Genomic DNA, 15,991 nt, shown 5'->3' on the forward strand with positions numbered 1-15,991 from the left:
GGCCTTGCAGGTCACTTTTCTCGGCACGAGTTCTGGGGTACCCACCCGGGCCCGCAACGTTTCAGCCGTGGCTCTGCGCTTGCCGCAGCGCTCGGAGATGTGGCTGTTCGACTGCGGCGAGGGCACCCAACATCAGTTTTTGCGCAGTGATCTGCGGCTGTCGCAGCTGCGCCGTGTGTTCATCACCCACATGCATGGCGACCATGTGTTCGGCCTGCCAGGACTCCTCGCCAGCCTCGGACTCGCCGGCAGCAGCCCCGCAGGGGTGGATCTCTACGGGCCGGACCCGCTGGAGAGCTACCTCAGCGGTGTGCTGCGTACAAGCTCCACCCGCATCGGCTATCCCCTCACCGTCCACCGGGTCAGGGATGCAGCTGAGCAGGGCACGCTGCTGTTCGAGGACGACGACTTCACGGTGCGCTGCACCCCACTCACCCACCGTGTGCCGGCCTACGCCTATCGCATCGAACAGAAGCCCCTGGCCGGTCGCTTCGACATTGAGAAAGCACGGGAACTGAACATCCCGCCCGGGCCTATCTACGCCCAGTTGAAGCGGGGTGAAACGGTGACCCTTGAGGACGGTCGCAGCATCGACGGCACCAGCCTCTGCGGCGAGGAACGGCCGGGTGTGAGCGTCGTCTATTGCACCGACACCGTGTTCTGCGAGGCGGCCGTGGAACTTGCCCGTGGGGCGGACCTGCTGATCCATGAATCCACCTTTGCCCATGGAGAGGCGGAGATGGCGTTCCAGAAACAGCACTCCACCAGCACCATGGCTGCCCAGACGGCCGCCGAAGCCGGTGTGGGGCAACTGGTGCTGACCCACCTCAGCCCGCGCTACGTGCCAGGCAACCCAGTAACGCCCCAAGACCTATTGGACGAGGCCAAGGCGATCTTCCCAAACACGCTGCTGGCCAAGGACTTCCTCAGCATTGACGTCAAACCACGCTGCAACAGTTCGTGATCCGGCCTCAGAGGGTCACTTCCCCGTGATACAAGAGCTTGGTGCGGTGAATGCGTCACACCCCCTTACCTTCATGGCCTCTGTGTTCTCTTCCTTGCGACGGTCCCTGAAGGGCCTTCTGGTCCTCATCCCGGTGCTGATCGGTTTGGCCGTTACCTCTCCGGCACAGGCGGCCCAGTGGGACGCTGAGACCCTGACGGTTCCGGCAGATCCCTCCGGCACAGAGGTGACCTTCAGCGATCGCGAAATCGATGCTGGCCGCAAGGTGTTCAACACCAGCTGCGGCACCTGCCACGCCGGTGGCATCACCAAGACCAACCAAAACGTGGGGTTGGATCCTGAGACCCTGGCCTTGGCCACCCCGGCCCGCGACAACGTCGAGGCCCTGGTCGATTACATGAAAGACCCCACCTCCTATGACGGTGAGTACAGCATTGCTGACCTGCACCCGAGCATGCGCGACGCTGAGCTCTACCCCGCCATGCGCGACCTCGATGATGAGGATCTGCGCCTGATGGCCGGCTACATCCTGGTGTCGCCCAAAGTTCAGGGCAGTGCCTGGGGTGGCGGCAAGATCTACTTCTGATCAGCTCCTGCTGATCAATCCTCAACTGATCGAAATTGTTTGTCCCCGGCGGCCTCAGGTCGTCGGGGCTTTTTGTTGGGGACTGACCTGCTCAGGTGCCATGGAGTTGGGATGGCGGCTGTACCACCACTCCTGCAGATCCCGGCTGAAGCGAACCGAGAACAGGGTCAGCACCGTGGGCGTGGGTCGTCCACCCGGCTGCAGCAGTTCCACCGCGTAGGAGGGGCAGCGCCGGGCCGCCAGATCAGGCACAAACCGCCGTCCGATCCGTCGCCAGCTCGGCTCTTTGCTGCGCCAGGCCAGGCGACAGCAGGGCCAGGGCAGTTCTTCGCGATCAAACAACCGGCAACAGGGACCGATGACACGAAAGCTGTACTGACCACCGGGGCTGGTGTGAATGCTGCCGGGCTCCAGAAGATCGTCGACTTCGGGGCGGCTCACGGCAGGAGAGGACAAGGGACACGCATGGAAGACGACCAGACCAAAAAAAACCACCCCCGAAGGGGTGGCTGAGGACACGTCCAGTTGAAGGACAGAGGCTCAATAGAGCTCTTCTTCGGCGTGGGTCTTGATGGTGCAGTCGCTGGTGGGATAGGCGACGCAGGTCAGCACGAAACCAGCTTCGATCTGGTCGTCGTCCAGGAAGCTCTGGTCGGACTGATCGACGGTGCCAGCGGTGATCTTGCCGGCACAGGTGGAGCAAGCGCCAGCACGGCAGGAGTAGGGGAGGTCGATGCCCTGCTCTTCAGCAGCGTCGAGGATGTACTGGTCGTCGGGTACTTCGATGGTCTTGTTCAGACCTTCGCTCTCGGAGACCAGGGTGACCTTGTAGGAAGCCATGATTGATGAATGCGTACAGGGTTCCGGACAATCCGGTCCTGCAGAACGCCACATTTTTACTGCAAATAGGTGCTCAACCTGACGATTCCTGGGCCACAGGGGAGGAGGACCAATCGGAGACCCCACTCTGATAAGCCTGGCTTATGGAGTTAGGCCTGTCGGCGGCGGATCTCCAGCAGCCCCCAGCGGCCCTGTTCCGCTTCAGCGGTGACCATCCAGCCCAATCCCCCCAGGACCTGCTTCAGGCGCGGAGCCTGATCTACCAGAAGCCCGCTGAGCAGAGCGCGCCCATCGGGCTGAAGCAGCCCCTCGAAACCCGGGGAGAGGGCTTCAATCACCGGAGCAAGGATGTTGCAGAGGAGTAGATCAGCGCGGCGGGGGGCGAGCAGCTCACTCAGTGTCTCCACAGAGCCAAGAGCCACCTGCAGCTCAGCCTCCGATCGGTCGTTGAGGCCGCGGTTGTCGGTCGTGGCACGCACCGCCAGGGAATCGGTGTCAGCGGCCACCACTGCCTCCGCCCCCAAGCCCAGCGCAGCAAGGCCCAGCACCCCGCTGCCGCACCCCAGATCGGCCACGAGCGACGCCACCGGAGGCGACTGCTCCAAAGCTTCCAGGCAGAGCCGGGTGGTGGGGTGGCTTCCTGTGCCAAATGCACTACCCGGGTCCATCTTGATCACCAGCCGATCGGCATGTTCTGGCGGAACCTCCAGCCAGGCCGGCAGGATCAACAGCCCAGCACCGACAGGATCGGCCTGCCAGTGCTGCTTCCAGCTCAGGCTCCAATCCTCATCGGCCACATCGTCCCAATGCCCATCGGGCAGGCTGAGACCAAAGGGCTCCGCCAGCGGCTGCAGACTGGCAATCAGCTCCCGCCGCTGCGGCTCCGGCCACTCCGGCTTCGGGAGCCAGACCAACAGCGTCTTGCGGTCTGGCGTTTCAGGCGCATGCTGCACCGCATGGCGATGCAGCCCTAGATCGGTCAGCTTCCACACCAGCGATTCCTCCAGCTCTGGAGGACACGGGAGTGTGAGACGACACCACATCAGAGCGTGACCGGGTGTGCTTCCTGGATGCCCTCAATGGCCGTGATCGTCTGCAGCAGATCTGCTGGGATCGGATCATCGATGCTGAGCACCATCACCGCATCACCGCGCACGATCTTGCGGCCCACCTGCATGGAGGCGATGTTGACGTTGTGTTCGCCCAGCAGAGAACCCAGGTGGCCAATGATGCCAGGCATGTCCCGGTGTCTGGTGAACAGCATGTGGCTACTGGGCGTCACATTGACCGGGAAGGCATCAATGCTGGTGATGCGCAGATCGCCATCGGCAAAGACAGCTCCGGTCACACTGCGGCTGCCCTGATCGCCGCGGGTGGTGATTTGAAGCGAGCCGCCGGCGAAGTCACGGCTGCTCTCATCTTTCACCTCCAGCACCTGAATGCCGCGGGCCTTGGCCTCCAAAGAGGCATTCACAAAGTTGATGCTGTCGCCGAGGCCAGCACTCAGCAGCCCCTTCAGAGCTGCGATCACCAGAGGCTGGGAGGGATGGCTGGCGAATTCACCCTGCAACCGCAGTTCCATCTCCTTCACATGACCGCCGGCCAGCTGACTGACCAGCAAACCCACGGTCTCGGCGAGCTGGAGATGGGGCTTGAGCCGCTCCATGATCTCGGCGCTGAGACCGGGGATGTTGACCGCACTGCGGGCCGGCAGACCCAGCAGCACGTCACGAATCTGCTCCGCCACATCGATCGCCACATTCTCCTGGGCCTCTTCCGTTGATGCCCCGAGGTGGGGCGTCAGCACCAGACCACGATCCACCGCCCGCAGGGGGGAGTCTTCCGCCAGAGGCTCACTTGCGTACACATCAAGGCCCGCCCCAGCGATGACACCGTTATCGATGGCTTCAGCGATCGCGGCCTCATCCACCACGCCGCCACGGGCGCAGTTCACGATCCGCGCCGTGGGCTTCATCGTGCGCAACAGCTCGGCATTCACCAGGTTCTCGGTGTCCTTGGTGCGCGGGATATGCAGGGTGACGTAGTCGGCGGTGCGGAACAGCTCATCCAGCTCCAGAAGCTTCACCTGCATCTGTTGGGCGCGATCAGTTGCGATGAACGGGTCATAGGCGATCACCTCCATGCCCATGGCCTGGGCGACACGGGCGACATGGGAACCGATCTTGCCGAGACCAACCACCCCCAGTGTCTTCTTGTAGAGCTCGTTGCCGACGTACTTCTTGCGGTCCCACTTGCCGGCCCGCATACCGCCATGGGCCTGGGGAATGTGCCGAGAGAGGGTCAGCATCATGGCCAGAGCGTGCTCCGCTGCAGCAATGGTGTTGCCCTCGGGAGAATTCACCACCAGCACACCCCGCTGGGTTGCAGCAGGGACGTCAACATTGTCGACGCCGACGCCCGCACGGCCAATAATCTTGAGCCGGCTCGCCGCCGCGATCACCGCTGCGGTCACCTGGGTACCGGAACGGATCATCAATCCGTCGTACTCACCGATAATCCCGATCAGCTCCTCCTCCGAGAGGCCGGTGCGCTGATCCACCTGCGCCACTTGGCCAAGGAGGTCGATCCCGGCCTGGTCGATCGGATCGGAGACAAGAACTTTCGTCATCGAAAGGCGCAGAACTGCCGCGGTGAACTGTAGAGATCGACATCCACCACCCCCTCCAGTTCGAAGCACAGGGTTCAGAATTCAACGCATTGGATCTGAATGCCCCATGCCCGTCTGTGTGATGGTGATGGCCGACGCCCCTGCGGCGGAAGGCCTAACCCAGCGGCTCCGGGACACCGATCTGCCGTTGCTGAAGTGCCTGACGATCCCCCCGGATGGGGATGCCATCGACAAAGTCGCACTGCTGAACCCCAACCTGACCCGCCAACAGCGGCAGCGGGGCATGGCCCGCTGGCTGATGCCGTTTGGTTTCCTCGCTGGGGTCACCTTCACCAAGATCACCACCCTCACCACCTTCGCCAGCTTTGGCCCCTGGGGTGAAACTCTGATCGGCGGCCTGCTGGGCATGGGCTCCGGCCTGATGGGGAGCTACGCCGCAGCCGCCAGCGTGGATTCAGACAACGATGCAGGCGTGCGGATCCTGCGCAACCGCCGCGACGAAGGACGCTGGCTGGTGCTGCTGGAAACCCCCAATGGGATCGAAGCCCCCTGGCAGGTGATTCAAAAGTCGCGGCCACAGCAAGTGGTTCGCCTCGACGACCTGTGATGCTCCCTCGGGAGGATCTGCTAGCAGGGGCCCAGAACCGGGAAGGCCTGACGGTGCTGCTCGATCTGGCGGAGCAGGTTCTGCGCACATGGCAACCGGCCTGGAGTCCCTTCCTCAGCGCGCCACTGCGGGAGGAAGCCTTGGCTCGACTGGGCAGCCTCAGTGAATTGACCTGGATGAGTGATGGCGGCTATCCAGGCGCCGAACGCCACCGGCTGCTGTGCCACCGTCGGGATGACAGCCCCGATTCAGAGCCCCCCGTTCAAGGCCTGCTGATCGAAGGTAATTTCCTCTTCGACCCTCTCTCCCCTGACGACCTGCGCGAAGCGTTGCAGGCCATGGGGGTCGAAGCAGACAGCATCGGCGATCTCTGGGTGCGGGGCGATCGCGGCGGGCAAGGTATCTGCACCCCCAGCGCTGCCGAAGCCCTGCATGGCCGCCTGGGTGCCGTGCGCGAGGTGGAGATTCGCTGCGAATCCCGTCCTTTGGAGCAGTTGCAGCACCCTGTGCAACGCAGCATTCGCACCCTGAAAACGGTAGAGGCCTCCTGTCGCCTGGATGCGATTGCATCGGCAGGATTCGGCCTGTCCCGAGCCAAGATCGTGACCCACGTCAAAGCAGGGCGTCTACGGCTCAATTGGGGCAACGTGCGTCAAGCCAGCCGTGAACTCGTGGTTGGCGACCGGCTGCAGCTGCAGGATCGCGGCTCTGTGGAGGTGCTCTCGCTCACCCGCACCAAACGTGAGCGCTGGCGCGTTGAACTGCGCCGCAGTTGAGTTGAGCCCCCCGCCGGCTGCTACTGTTCAGCCTCGGTCGGTGAAATCACAAGATTTCAACTTGATCGATAGTCGGGCGATTAGCTCAGGGGTAGAGCACTACATTGACATTGTAGGAGTCACTGGTTCAAATCCAGTATCGCCCACTTTCCCAGTTGGGACTGCGTTCTCGGACTTCAGACCTTGCGATGACACGCACGATTGTCGTTGGCATGGGTCGCTCAGGATTAGGGGCTGCTCGTTTGCTCAAGCAGCTAAATCGCGATGTTGTTGTTTTTGAACGGGGCGACAATGAAACCCTCCAACACACGTCGAAAACACTCACCGAAGAGGGCATTCAGGTGGTCCTGGGGCAGCCCCTGACCCTGGAGAGCTTTGACGCCTGGCGAGACAACCTGGGCGCTGTGGTGATCGGCCCTGGAATTCCTTGGGATCACCCAACCCTGATCCAACTGCGATCCGAAGGCATCCACGTGCGCGGCGAGATGGATCTGGCCTGGGATGCCCTTCAGCAGATCCCCTGGATCGGGATCACAGGAACCAACGGCAAAACCACGGTCACGCATCTGCTCAGCCACGTGTTGGAGGCCTCAGGCCTCATGGCACCGATGGGGGGGAACATGGGCCTTTCCGCGGCTGAACTGGCCTACCAGATCGCCTCAGGTGCCGTTCCCCGGCCGGATTGGCTCGTCATGGAACTGAGCAGCTACCAGATTGAGGCGGCGCCCGCTGTGGCCCCCAAGATCGGCATCTGGACCACGCTGACCCCAGACCATCTCGAGCGCCACGGCAGCCTGGAGGCCTATCGGGCCATTAAACGTGGGCTGCTCGAACGCTCGGAGTGCGCTCTCTTCAATGCCGATGATCCAGACCTACGCCAGCAACGCAGCAGCTGGGACCGCGGCACCTGGGTGAGCAGTGAGGGAGCTCGTCCGGATGGCCAGCCCGCCGACCTCTGGATTGATGAAGAGGGCATGGTGCGCAACAACGCCACCAGATTGTTTGCGGCTGATGCCCTGGCGATGCCGGGCCGCCACAACCGCCAAAACCTCTTGCTGGTGACCGCTGCTGCCTTGGAGGTCGGCCTCTCCCCCCAGCAGATCGCCAACGCGTTGCGCACGTTTCCGGGCGTGCCGCACCGCCTTGAACACCTGGGCACTTTGGCGGGAGCAAGAGTGTTCAACGACAGCAAAGCCACCAATTACGACGCAGCTGAGGTTGGCTTGCGGGCCGTGCAGGAGCCCGTCGTGGCGCTAGCCGGGGGGCAGACCAAACAGGGCGATGCCAGTGGATGGCTGAAGCAGCTGCACACCAAGGCCTGCTGCCTGATCCTGTTCGGTGCGGGGGCCAACGAGCTGGCCAGCCTCGCCAAAGCTGCTGGATACCCAGGAGAACTGCTGCAGTGCCTGGAGCTCGAAAGCGCCGTCAGCCTGGCTGCAACGGCCGTGCAGCGGCATCAGGCCTCGTCGCTGCTGCTGTCACCGGCCTGCGCAAGCTTTGATCAGTACCCGGATTTTGAGGCCAGAGGGGAGCACTTCCGCTCCCTGATCCAACCCCTGCTGGACGTCGCCTGAGACCAAACGAACGCAATTAGATGCACCTGGGCCTGACGGTCCGATGATGAGGTGAGACAAGCCTTGTGACGTGGCCTTCTGGTTGATGAAAAGCGAGCCCGACGCGTACGGGATCGATGACCTGCGTCGCGAGGGCAGCACACTTTGGGATGGCATTCGCAATTACCAGGCTCGCAATTTCATGCGAAGCATGGAGGCGGGCGACCGGGCGTTTTTTTACCACTCCAATTGCAAACCGCCCGGGATCATCGGGCTGATGGAAGTGATGGAGACCGGCCTGGTGGACCCCACTCAGTTTGATCCCACGGCCAAGTATTACGACCCCAAATCAACCCCTGAGAAACCACGCTGGGACTGCGCACGCCTGCGATTTCTCGGAGAATTCGACGCTCTGCTCAGTCTCGACCAGCTGCGGGAGCTTTACAGCGAAGAGCAGCTGCCCGTGATCAAACGCGGCAACCGGCTCTCGATCCTTCCGGTTCCCACCGATACCGCCAACGACCTCCTTTCACGGCTTGGCCAGCTCCACTGAGATCCCACTGGTCACCCTGCTGCCAAGGGCCTGGATCGGCTTCAGCCGAGGGCCCTGGCGTTGTGTTGGCTGCGCAGCACTGGTGTTGATCAGCGCCAGTGGCCCTGCAGTGATCGGTCACGACCTGCGCCTGGCGGGATCCCCATGGTTGAACCGACTAGGGGACCTATCAGTGTTGATCAGCCTGGTGCTTCCCCTCGTGCCCCTCCTGGCCCTGCTAAGGCTCACGGATGGCCTACTCCCCGATCGAGGCGACGATCGCCCACAGCAGAGCTGGAGACAGCTGCTGCGGCAGGCCTTCACCCTGGTACTGCTTGAGCTGGTTCTCGTGCTGGGAGGCGTCGGATTGATTCAGTCGTTGAGCTGGATGCTCGGACGCTGGAGCACAGCCCTGGCAGGCCTCAGCGTGCTGCTTGGGGGATTGGTGCTGCTGAGCTGGCTGTTTAGCCAAACCCTGGCATTGCCCCTACTCGTGCACGAGCGCTGCCGAGCACTTCAGGCGATGGACCACAGCCGGCAACTGGTGCACCGCAACGGGCTCAAGGTGCTGGCGCTGCTGGGAATGCTGCTCGGTCTCAATCTTCTGGGGCTAATCGGGGCGACCCTGGGGCTGCTGCTCAGCCTCCCCTTCAGCGCCCTGGTGCTGATGGCCTGCTGCCGGCCTCAAACCCCATTGGTCAGCGATTCCCGGCGGAACATGTTTCCGACGTAAACCCGGGTGATCTCCCGGGATGCCTGCCCGTTCTGCACCAGAAAGCCGGCAAGAGCCGCCTGAACCAAACGGTATTGATCCCAGTTCGGGTGCCCCTCGATGAACTGGGTCATGGCCTGCTGAAGGGGCTGCGGTACTTCCGATTGGAAACTCACAACACTGGAATCAGCCGCGGCTTGCTCAAGGCCTTCCGGCATTTTTTCTTTTCGAAACGAACACTAGTTCTCCACACCACAGCCCCACCGTCAAGGACCACCCTAACGGGGGCATTCTCATCAATCTCCAGGCGAGATTTCAGCCAGGAAGACGCTCCTGCACTGGCTCAACCACCGACCTAGGTGGATCCGCGCAGCCTGCCGCCAGCGTCAAGCGAAATCAACAACAACCCAGAGATTTCCACAGCAGCCCACCACAACGGCGCTCATGCCCCATGGCCTGTGGAAAAGCTGTGCAGAGCAGCAGGGAAAGGTCGGGAGAAATCAATGATTGAAAAACGATTAGCTGGATTAATCAATGCTGTGAGTCCCACAACGTTCTCAACGCCGCAACGACCGCCGCCGCCACTGGGGCCGGCCATTCCCCCTCCGCAGCACGCCCCTCCAGCGGAGTGAGCAGAATGCGCAGCCCCCATTGGCTGCGATCACCGCTCAAGCACCCCCACCAGACGCCTCGATCCAGCTCAAGCTCAATCGATTCCTCTGGCATCAGTTGGTCAACCAGACCCCTGTGCTGCTGCTCCAGGGTCACCACGAGATCCAACAGATCTCGCCACTCCGGTTCGGTCAACTCAAACGCCCAGCGTTCTCCTCCTACAAGAAAGCAATATTTGCCGCGGGAGGGATCACGCGACACCCGCCAACCGTCCCCCTCCTGCTGAATCACAGCCGATTGATCAACCAGGAAGCAGATCGGGCTGATCTTGCTCGTCGCTTAATTCAACGATGGCCCGCTGCACCGGCTTGACGCTGGACTCTTCCAGCAGGCCATCAAAGTCGTCAAAGCGGCGCTGTTTGGCCCGGAAGGCAATCCGCACCGTCGTCAAATAACGGTTGCTTGATTGTCGAATCAAGCTTTCGCCACGCTTGGCGAGATCTGTGGAATCAACTCCGGCCGAAAGCACAGGCTTCTTTATCAAACAACTTCAGATTAAGTGGTGGCCGTCTCAGGCCAACTGATCGGTGTGAAACGGCACGTGCATGGGGTAAGCCCGCTGACGGGACCCTTGAACCCGCAAAACGATCTGGCGTCCCATCCCCAAGGCCGCCAAGGGCAAGCGCAGATCAGCGACCAAACCACTCAATTCCTCGAGATGAGCATCGTCGATGCACTCGATGCGGATGCTGCCCCAGCTGCGACGCATGCGACAGCTCCGCAGCGGCTCCAGCCTGTCCTGCAGTTCAGGATCTTCCCTGTAGAAGGAGAAGATCAGCTGTTGCAATCGATCCATCGCCGCCAGTCCCCCTAGTCTCATCCTGACTTCACCGTGCCCTGAGCACGGTCAGAGATCGCGTGGGCGAAGAAAAGCTTCAGCATTCAGACCAACGGGGCGGAACACTCGCCATCGATTTGGGCAGCACCACCACGGTGGTGGCCTATCAAGGGGCCACATCCACAACAGCCGATCTGCTGAACCTGCCCGCCATTTGTAGCCGGGCCGGTGAAATTCCAAGCCTGGTTTGGGAGGCGACGCAACGGCCCCTGATTGGCCGGCAGGTGCTCGAGTCAGGACTCAATGACTCCGTGGACATCCGTCTGCATCGCGACTTCAAGGGCCGCATCGGTCAAGCGGATGCCCCAGAGCAGCAAGCAGCCCGCTGGGCTGGAGAACAGCTGCTTCAGCAAATCTGGAGCCGGCTCCCCAGCGATCTCGAGATCGAGCGGCTGGTGCTGACCGCCCCGGTTGAGTGCTACCGGGCTTATCGCAGCTGGTTGCTGCAGGCCTGCACCACGCTGCCGGTGGCCGAGATCGCCCTGGTGGATGAACCCACAGCAGCAGCCATGGGTGCCGGCCTTCCAGCTGGTTCCACCCTGCTGGTGGTGGACCTGGGCGGAAGCACCCTGGATCTGGCCCTGGTAGCTCTGGAAGGAGGGGAAGGTCGTGCCGCACCGATCGCACAATTGCTACGGCTGGGGGGACGCAGCCTGGGGGACAACAGCCGCCAGATGCTTCGCACAGCCAAGGTCCTAGGCAAGGCGGGGCTGCGCCTCGGGGGCCGTGACATCGATCGGTGGATTGTGGACCGCTGTTGCCCGGGACAACCCGCCAGCGCCCCCCTGCTCAATGCCGCCGAACGACTCAAATGCCGGCTGAGTGACACCGCCTTGGCCGAACGCGAGCCACTGATGGAATTGGCGGTGGATGAGCAGGAGCATGTTCTCCGGCTGTCGCGCAGCGAACTCAACACTCTGCTGATGGAGCGCGGCTTCGGAGACGCGCTCGAACACCTGCTGGAGACCTGTCTCGCCGGCGGTCGCCGCAACAACTGCAGCCTTGAGGATCTGGAGGGCGTTGTGGCCGTCGGAGGCGGTGCCCAGCTGCCCCTCCTGCGCCAATGGCTCACCGAGCACACAGCGCCAGCCCCCTTACTCACACCGCCACCGGTTGAAGCCGTGGCCCTGGGTGCGCTTCAACTCACGCCAGGGGTTTCCATTCGGGATGTGCTGCAACACGGCGTTTCCCTCCGCTTCTGGGATCAGCGCAGCAACAGCCACCGCTGGCATCCCCTCTTCGTGGCCGGTCAACCCTGGCCAAGCCCAGCCCCCCTGGAGCTCGTTCTGGCCGCCAGCCGGACCGGCCAACGCAGCTTGGAGCTGGTGCTGGGGGAACCCATCCCCCAAGGGAGCCACAGTGTGATCTTTGTCGATGGTTTACCGACCCTGCAGGAGCAGACCGCCGGAGAGGTCGCCCACCAGCCCTGGCCGGGCGGCGAGCTGGTGCTGCCCCTGGAACCCGCCGCAGAACAGGGCGAAGACTGCCTGCGGCTGCGCTGGAGCATCGGCAAGGAAGCGCAGCTTCAGCTGGAAATCAACGATTTGCGCTCCGGACGGACGTGGTCCCACCCAACGCTGGGGGCAGTCCGATAAGACGTCCGTCCACAGGCCCTTGGAACGGGAGCTGTCACTCCATAGAACAGAACCAACGTTCAGCTCCACCCTTCGTGGCGGCACCGCGCCAACTGCTGCTGCGGCTCTGGGGTGTTGGAACCCTGGGACTGGTGCTTGCTATTGCGACAGGTGCCTACTTGTGGGAACAACAACTGCCGGAGCGGCTCCAGAGCGCCCTCGACGCGAATGACTACGAGGCCTGCATCCGCACCAGTGAGCAACTCGCATCCCTGCGCTGGTTGGGCGAAGGAGCACCGGAAGAGCAGGCCCTCTGCCGCCAGAAGCACGCCGAAGATCTCTGGGACCAAGGCGATTCGATCGCTGCCCTCACGCTGCAGCAGCAACTGGTCGCCTCTGGCCATGGCGATCTAGACCTCCATCGCAAAACCCTCGAACGCTGGCGCCAGGCCCTGATGGATCAGGCGATTGCTCTATTTCGTGAGGGAGACCTGCAGCAGGCACTCGAGTTGCTGGATCCCCTGAAAGCCCCTGCACGCAGTTCGATCGGCCAACTCAGTGCATCACTGGTAGAGATTTGGAACCGCAACCAGTTGGAAGAGCGTCGGTTGGTCCAACTGGTGGGGCAAGAACGCTGGTGGGAGGCCTTGGACAGCCTCAACAAACTCGACCATCCGTGGTGGCAGAAGCAGGCAAGCGCCACCCGTCAACAGGTGGAGAGCGCCATTCAGGCCCTCGACGAGGCCCAGCAACACCAACAACATCCAGCGGTGCATGCCGACGTGATCAGCGGTGACAGGCTTGATGCCGCCGTCGAGGACCAGTTGCTCCAAGGATTGGACCCCTGGACGGCCTTTTCCATGGGCTGCAGCCACCTTGGTGGTCGCGTCGAAGAGGACGGACCGGAAAGTTTCTGTCGACGATCGTCCCCGAGCCCGTGACAAAATGAGCCCTTGGATGACTCAGGTGCGATGCAGGCGGGCGACAGGGTGACGGTGGAGGCATCCGTCGTTGTTTTCAACCATCCCGAACATCGGGGCCAGGCCTTTGACATGAAAGGCCAGACCGGTGAGGTGGCGAACGTTCTCGATGATTGGAAAGGTCGGGTGATCAGCCCAACACTTCCCGTGATCGTTGCCTTCGGCCGCTACAAGGCTCATTTCCGCGCCGACGAACTCAAGCCTGCCGGCTGACACGGCTGAGGAACACCCCCTCCTCACCATCAACGTCCCTGAGGCGCAGCTCGATGGTTTCGCTGCGTCGTGTTGGAACAACGCGGCCACAGAAATCAGGCTGAATCGGGAGCTCTCGATGGCCTCGATCCACCATGGCCAGCAGCATCACCCGTTGTGGCCGCCCCCAGCTCTGCATGGCCTCCAACGCGGCACGCACCGTCCGCCCTGTGAAGACCACATCGTCCACCAGGATCACCTGGCGGTCCTCAATGCTGGTGGGCAGTGTCGTGAGCTGGGGCAGACGGGTGCCGATGCGCTCCAGATCATCGCGATGGAACGTGGGATCAATGGCGCCCTGGGAGATGGCATGGCCCGTCAACCGCTCCAATTCCCGCGCCAAAACCCTGGACAACTGAACGCCACGGGTGGGGATCCCCAACAGCATCAATCGACGGCTGTCTTCGGCACTCTCCAGCACCTGCGACGCCAAACGCGCCAGGGTTAAACCAAGCTCACGCTCCGAGAGAATTTCGATCCTGTCTGGGTCGGCCATGGAGGGTTGAGCGGTGCAGGGGTGTGGGGATTGGGTGAAACTGCAGCTTGAGGGCTGGCGTGGCGTTAAGTTGATTCTGCAAGAGTCCTTAAGAACCGTCGGTCGCGGGTGAACGTGGGGAAAAGCACTACCAACGGTTCAGGACGCTCCGGGACAGTTGCACCGGTCGTTCTGGCCATTCTTGATGGCTGGGGTTACAGGAGCGCAAGCGAGCACAACGCGATCCAGCAAAGCGGCACTCCTGTGATGGATGCCCTGTGGCATGCCTATCCACACACCTTGATTGAGGCCAGTGGGTCCCATGTGGGACTTCCCGATCAACAAATGGGCAACTCTGAAGTTGGCCACCTCACCATCGGTGCAGGCCGCATCATTCGCCAGGAGTTGGTGCGAATCAGCGACACGGTGCGCAGCAATCAACTGGGCGACACCCAAGCGCTGACGGAACTGGCCGAACGCACTAAAAAGCGGGGCGGGACCCTGCACCTGCTTGGCCTCTGCTCCGATGGCGGCGTCCACAGCCATGTGGACCATCTCTGCGGTCTGATCCAGTGGGCCGCCGACAGCGGCATCTCCAATCTCGCCGTGCATGCCATCACCGATGGTCGCGACACACCCACCCAAAGCGCACCGGGATACATCAGCCAGGTAGAAGCAGCCTTGAGCCGAAGCGGCGTAGGCCAACTCGCCAGCCTCTGTGGCCGGTACTGGGCCATGGACCGGGACAAGCGCTGGGAGCGAATCGAAAAGGCTTACAACCTCTACACCGATCCAAATATCGCTGTTGACAGCCGCACTGCAGACCAGGTGCTGGCAAACAGTTATGCCGAGGAAATCACCGATGAATTCCTCGAACCGGTGCGGCTTCAGAACAGCGTCATCAAGGACGGTGACAGTGTTCTGGTGTTCAACTTCAGACCCGATCGCGCCCGCCAGATCGTGCAGGCGCTTTGCCTGCGCAACTTCGAGGGCTTCGAGCGCAGCCACACTCCGGATTTAGACGTGGTGACCTTCACTCAGGTGGAACAAGACCTGCCCGTTCAAGTCGTCTTCCCTCCGGAGCCGCTCGACCAACTGTTGGGTCAGGTGGTGGCCGACGCCGGGCTGAAGCAGTACCGCACTGCCGAAACGGAGAAGTATCCCCACGTCACATATTTCATGAACGGTGGCATCGAACAGCCACTCTCAGGAGAAGAGCGTCACTTGGTGCCCTCGCCGAGGGTCGCCACCTACGACCTTTCACCGGCAATGTCGGCCGAGCAACTCACCGACAGCTGTATTGCAGCCATTGAGAAGGCGGACTATTCGCTGGTTGTGATCAACTACGCCAACCCCGACATGGTGGGGCACACCGGTGTGATGGATGCCGCTAAGGAGGCCATCCAAACCGTGGACGGCTGCATTGGCCGATTGTTGGATGCGGTGGGACGTCAGGGCGGAACCATGCTGATCACGGCTGATCACGGCAATGCTGAATTGATGCAAGGGCCGGATGGACAAGCCTGGACCGCCCACACCACCAATCCCGTACCAGCGATCCTGATCGAGGGAGAACGGCGCAAACTTCCTGGCCATGGCAACGCGATCACACTCCGCGATAACGGAGGCCTTGCCGATATCGCTCCGACGTTGCTGCAGATTCTCGATCTACCTCAACCGGCGGCCATGACCGGCCAAAGCCTGATTGCACCCATGTCCCACATGGATCCCACCCCCAAGACCGCTCGCCTTCCTATTTCCGTCTGATGTTGACCTCAATTTTGTCCTGGAGCTGGATCGGTACCGGCCTTCTGTTGATCGTCTTGGTACTGCTGCATAGCCCCAAAGGTGATGGCATGGGTGGGTTGGCGGCGAGCGGCAGCTCCATGTTCAGTAGCGCCAGCAGTGCGGAGGCAACGCTGAACCGGTTGACATGGATATGCCTGGCATTGTTTTTGTCTTTGGCCGTGATCCTGAGTGCAGGTTGGCTGAACTGAATCA

Annotated in this window: 21 protein-coding genes and 1 tRNA gene; 13 read left to right on the forward strand and 9 right to left on the reverse strand. The window is 62.1% G+C overall.

Translation table 11 applies throughout. The features are described from left to right. Nucleotides 1-4 precede the first annotated feature (4 nt). Both rnz and psbV read left to right on the forward strand, forming a co-directional pair. On the forward strand, nt 5-964 hold the full coding sequence (rnz, locus tag Q3Y53_RS08540; RefSeq protein WP_226425177.1) for a ribonuclease Z: 960 nt from the start codon (nt 5-7) through the stop codon (nt 962-964). Between the two features lie 73 nt (nt 965-1,037). Next, entirely contained in the window at nt 1,038-1,550 is a 513-nt protein-coding gene (psbV, locus tag Q3Y53_RS08545) for a photosystem II cytochrome c-550 (RefSeq protein ID WP_303535056.1), read from the forward strand. A gap of 54 nt (nt 1,551-1,604) precedes the next feature. On the opposite strand, the gene Q3Y53_RS08550 is transcribed toward psbV, so the two are convergent. From Q3Y53_RS08550 to serA, 4 genes are all read right to left on the reverse strand, one after another. Then, nucleotides 1,605-1,991, reverse strand: coding sequence for a hypothetical protein (locus tag Q3Y53_RS08550; protein WP_226401870.1), 387 nt, complete (start codon nt 1,989-1,991; stop codon nt 1,605-1,607). 99 nt (nt 1,992-2,090) lie between these two features. Further along, on the reverse strand, nt 2,091-2,390 hold the full coding sequence (locus Q3Y53_RS08555) for a ferredoxin (protein ID WP_006043345.1): 300 nt from the start codon (nt 2,388-2,390) through the stop codon (nt 2,091-2,093). A 149-nt stretch (nt 2,391-2,539) separates the two neighbouring features. Continuing rightward, nucleotides 2,540-3,433 carry a 50S ribosomal protein L11 methyltransferase gene (gene prmA / locus Q3Y53_RS08560; protein WP_303535079.1) on the reverse strand — a complete coding sequence of 298 codons (894 nt, stop codon included), beginning with the start codon at nt 3,431-3,433 and terminating at the stop codon, nt 2,540-2,542. Next, nucleotides 3,433-5,019, reverse strand: a complete 1,587-nt coding sequence (gene serA, locus Q3Y53_RS08565; protein WP_303535081.1) for a phosphoglycerate dehydrogenase — start codon at nt 5,017-5,019, stop codon at nt 3,433-3,435. The genes prmA and serA overlap by 1 nt, the downstream gene beginning before the upstream one ends. Nucleotides 5,020-5,125: 106 nt before the next feature. Here serA and Q3Y53_RS08570 point away from each other — a divergent pair, with 106 nt between their 5' ends. From Q3Y53_RS08570 to Q3Y53_RS08595, 6 genes are all read left to right on the forward strand, one after another. Beyond that, complete coding sequence (locus tag Q3Y53_RS08570) at nt 5,126-5,626, forward strand: hypothetical protein (RefSeq protein ID WP_114989480.1); 501 nt, start codon at nt 5,126-5,128, stop codon at nt 5,624-5,626. After that, on the forward strand, nt 5,626-6,402 hold the full coding sequence (locus Q3Y53_RS08575; protein ID WP_303535085.1) for a photosystem II S4 domain protein: 777 nt from the start codon (nt 5,626-5,628) through the stop codon (nt 6,400-6,402). The genes Q3Y53_RS08570 and Q3Y53_RS08575 overlap by 1 nt, the downstream gene beginning before the upstream one ends. A 74-nt stretch (nt 6,403-6,476) precedes the next feature. Then, nucleotides 6,477-6,548 (forward strand) — tRNA-Val (locus tag Q3Y53_RS08580). A 42-nt stretch (nt 6,549-6,590) separates the two neighbouring features. Beyond that, the gene (murD, locus tag Q3Y53_RS08585; protein ID WP_303535087.1) at nt 6,591-7,976 is read left to right on the forward strand and encodes a UDP-N-acetylmuramoyl-L-alanine--D-glutamate ligase; all 1,386 of its coding nucleotides are present in this window, start codon (nt 6,591-6,593) and stop codon (nt 7,974-7,976) included. Between the two features lie 85 nt (nt 7,977-8,061). Next, the gene (locus Q3Y53_RS08590; protein WP_303535090.1) at nt 8,062-8,508 is read left to right on the forward strand and encodes an EVE domain-containing protein; all 447 of its coding nucleotides are present in this window, start codon (nt 8,062-8,064) and stop codon (nt 8,506-8,508) included. Further along, nucleotides 8,492-9,220: a hypothetical protein gene (locus Q3Y53_RS08595; RefSeq protein WP_303535092.1), complete on the forward strand. Its 729-nt coding sequence runs from the start codon at nt 8,492-8,494 to the stop codon at nt 9,218-9,220. The genes Q3Y53_RS08590 and Q3Y53_RS08595 overlap by 17 nt, the downstream gene beginning before the upstream one ends. On the opposite strand, the gene Q3Y53_RS08600 is transcribed toward Q3Y53_RS08595, so the two are convergent. The 4 genes from Q3Y53_RS08600 to Q3Y53_RS08615 all read right to left on the reverse strand — a co-directional run bounded on the left by Q3Y53_RS08600 (nt 9,172) and on the right by Q3Y53_RS08615 (nt 10,667). Continuing rightward, nucleotides 9,172-9,417, reverse strand: coding sequence for a DUF2811 domain-containing protein (locus tag Q3Y53_RS08600; protein WP_303535094.1), 246 nt, complete (start codon nt 9,415-9,417; stop codon nt 9,172-9,174). The genes Q3Y53_RS08595 and Q3Y53_RS08600 overlap by 49 nt on opposite strands. A gap of 313 nt (nt 9,418-9,730) precedes the next feature. After that, nucleotides 9,731-10,102: a DUF1818 family protein gene (locus Q3Y53_RS08605; RefSeq protein WP_303535096.1), complete on the reverse strand. Its 372-nt coding sequence runs from the start codon at nt 10,100-10,102 to the stop codon at nt 9,731-9,733. Nucleotides 10,103-10,112: 10 nt separating this feature from the next. After that, on the reverse strand, nt 10,113-10,340 hold the full coding sequence (locus Q3Y53_RS08610; RefSeq protein ID WP_186570564.1) for a DNA-directed RNA polymerase subunit omega: 228 nt from the start codon (nt 10,338-10,340) through the stop codon (nt 10,113-10,115). A 42-nt stretch (nt 10,341-10,382) separates the two neighbouring features. Further along, nucleotides 10,383-10,667, reverse strand: coding sequence for a hypothetical protein (locus tag Q3Y53_RS08615; RefSeq protein WP_226401891.1), 285 nt, complete (start codon nt 10,665-10,667; stop codon nt 10,383-10,385). 62 nt (nt 10,668-10,729) lie between these two features. Between Q3Y53_RS08615 and Q3Y53_RS08620 the strand changes: the two genes are divergently transcribed. The 3 genes from Q3Y53_RS08620 (at nt 10,730) to Q3Y53_RS08630 (ending at nt 13,476) form a co-directional block, all read left to right on the forward strand. Beyond that, nucleotides 10,730-12,304: an Hsp70 family protein gene (locus Q3Y53_RS08620; RefSeq protein ID WP_303535103.1), complete on the forward strand. Its 1,575-nt coding sequence runs from the start codon at nt 10,730-10,732 to the stop codon at nt 12,302-12,304. 74 nt (nt 12,305-12,378) lie between these two features. Beyond that, a complete protein-coding gene (locus Q3Y53_RS08625; protein WP_303535105.1) occupies nt 12,379-13,224 on the forward strand; it encodes a hypothetical protein in 846 nt (281 codons plus the stop codon). Nucleotides 13,225-13,254: 30 nt separating this feature from the next. Then, nucleotides 13,255-13,476 carry a ferredoxin-thioredoxin reductase variable chain gene (locus Q3Y53_RS08630; RefSeq protein WP_226425313.1) on the forward strand — a complete coding sequence of 74 codons (222 nt, stop codon included), beginning with the start codon at nt 13,255-13,257 and terminating at the stop codon, nt 13,474-13,476. Here the strand turns inward: Q3Y53_RS08630 and pyrR are convergent. Then, nucleotides 13,460-14,011, reverse strand: a complete 552-nt coding sequence (gene pyrR / locus Q3Y53_RS08635; RefSeq protein ID WP_303535107.1) for a bifunctional pyr operon transcriptional regulator/uracil phosphoribosyltransferase PyrR — start codon at nt 14,009-14,011, stop codon at nt 13,460-13,462. The two genes, Q3Y53_RS08630 and pyrR, sit on opposite strands and share 17 nt — an antisense overlap. Before the next feature lie 108 nt (nt 14,012-14,119). Here pyrR and gpmI point away from each other — a divergent pair, with 108 nt between their 5' ends. Together gpmI and secG are read left to right on the forward strand one after the other, a co-directional pair. Then, nucleotides 14,120-15,757 carry a 2,3-bisphosphoglycerate-independent phosphoglycerate mutase gene (gene gpmI / locus Q3Y53_RS08640; RefSeq protein WP_303535109.1) on the forward strand — a complete coding sequence of 546 codons (1,638 nt, stop codon included), beginning with the start codon at nt 14,120-14,122 and terminating at the stop codon, nt 15,755-15,757. Then, complete coding sequence (secG, locus tag Q3Y53_RS08645) at nt 15,757-15,987, forward strand: preprotein translocase subunit SecG (protein WP_303535112.1); 231 nt, start codon at nt 15,757-15,759, stop codon at nt 15,985-15,987. Before gpmI ends, secG begins: the two co-directional genes overlap by 1 nt. Nucleotides 15,988-15,991 lie beyond the last annotated feature (4 nt).

The organism is Synechococcus sp. YX-04-1 (genome assembly GCF_030546365.1).
Lineage (GTDB): Bacteria > Cyanobacteriota > Cyanobacteriia > PCC-6307 > Cyanobiaceae > Parasynechococcus.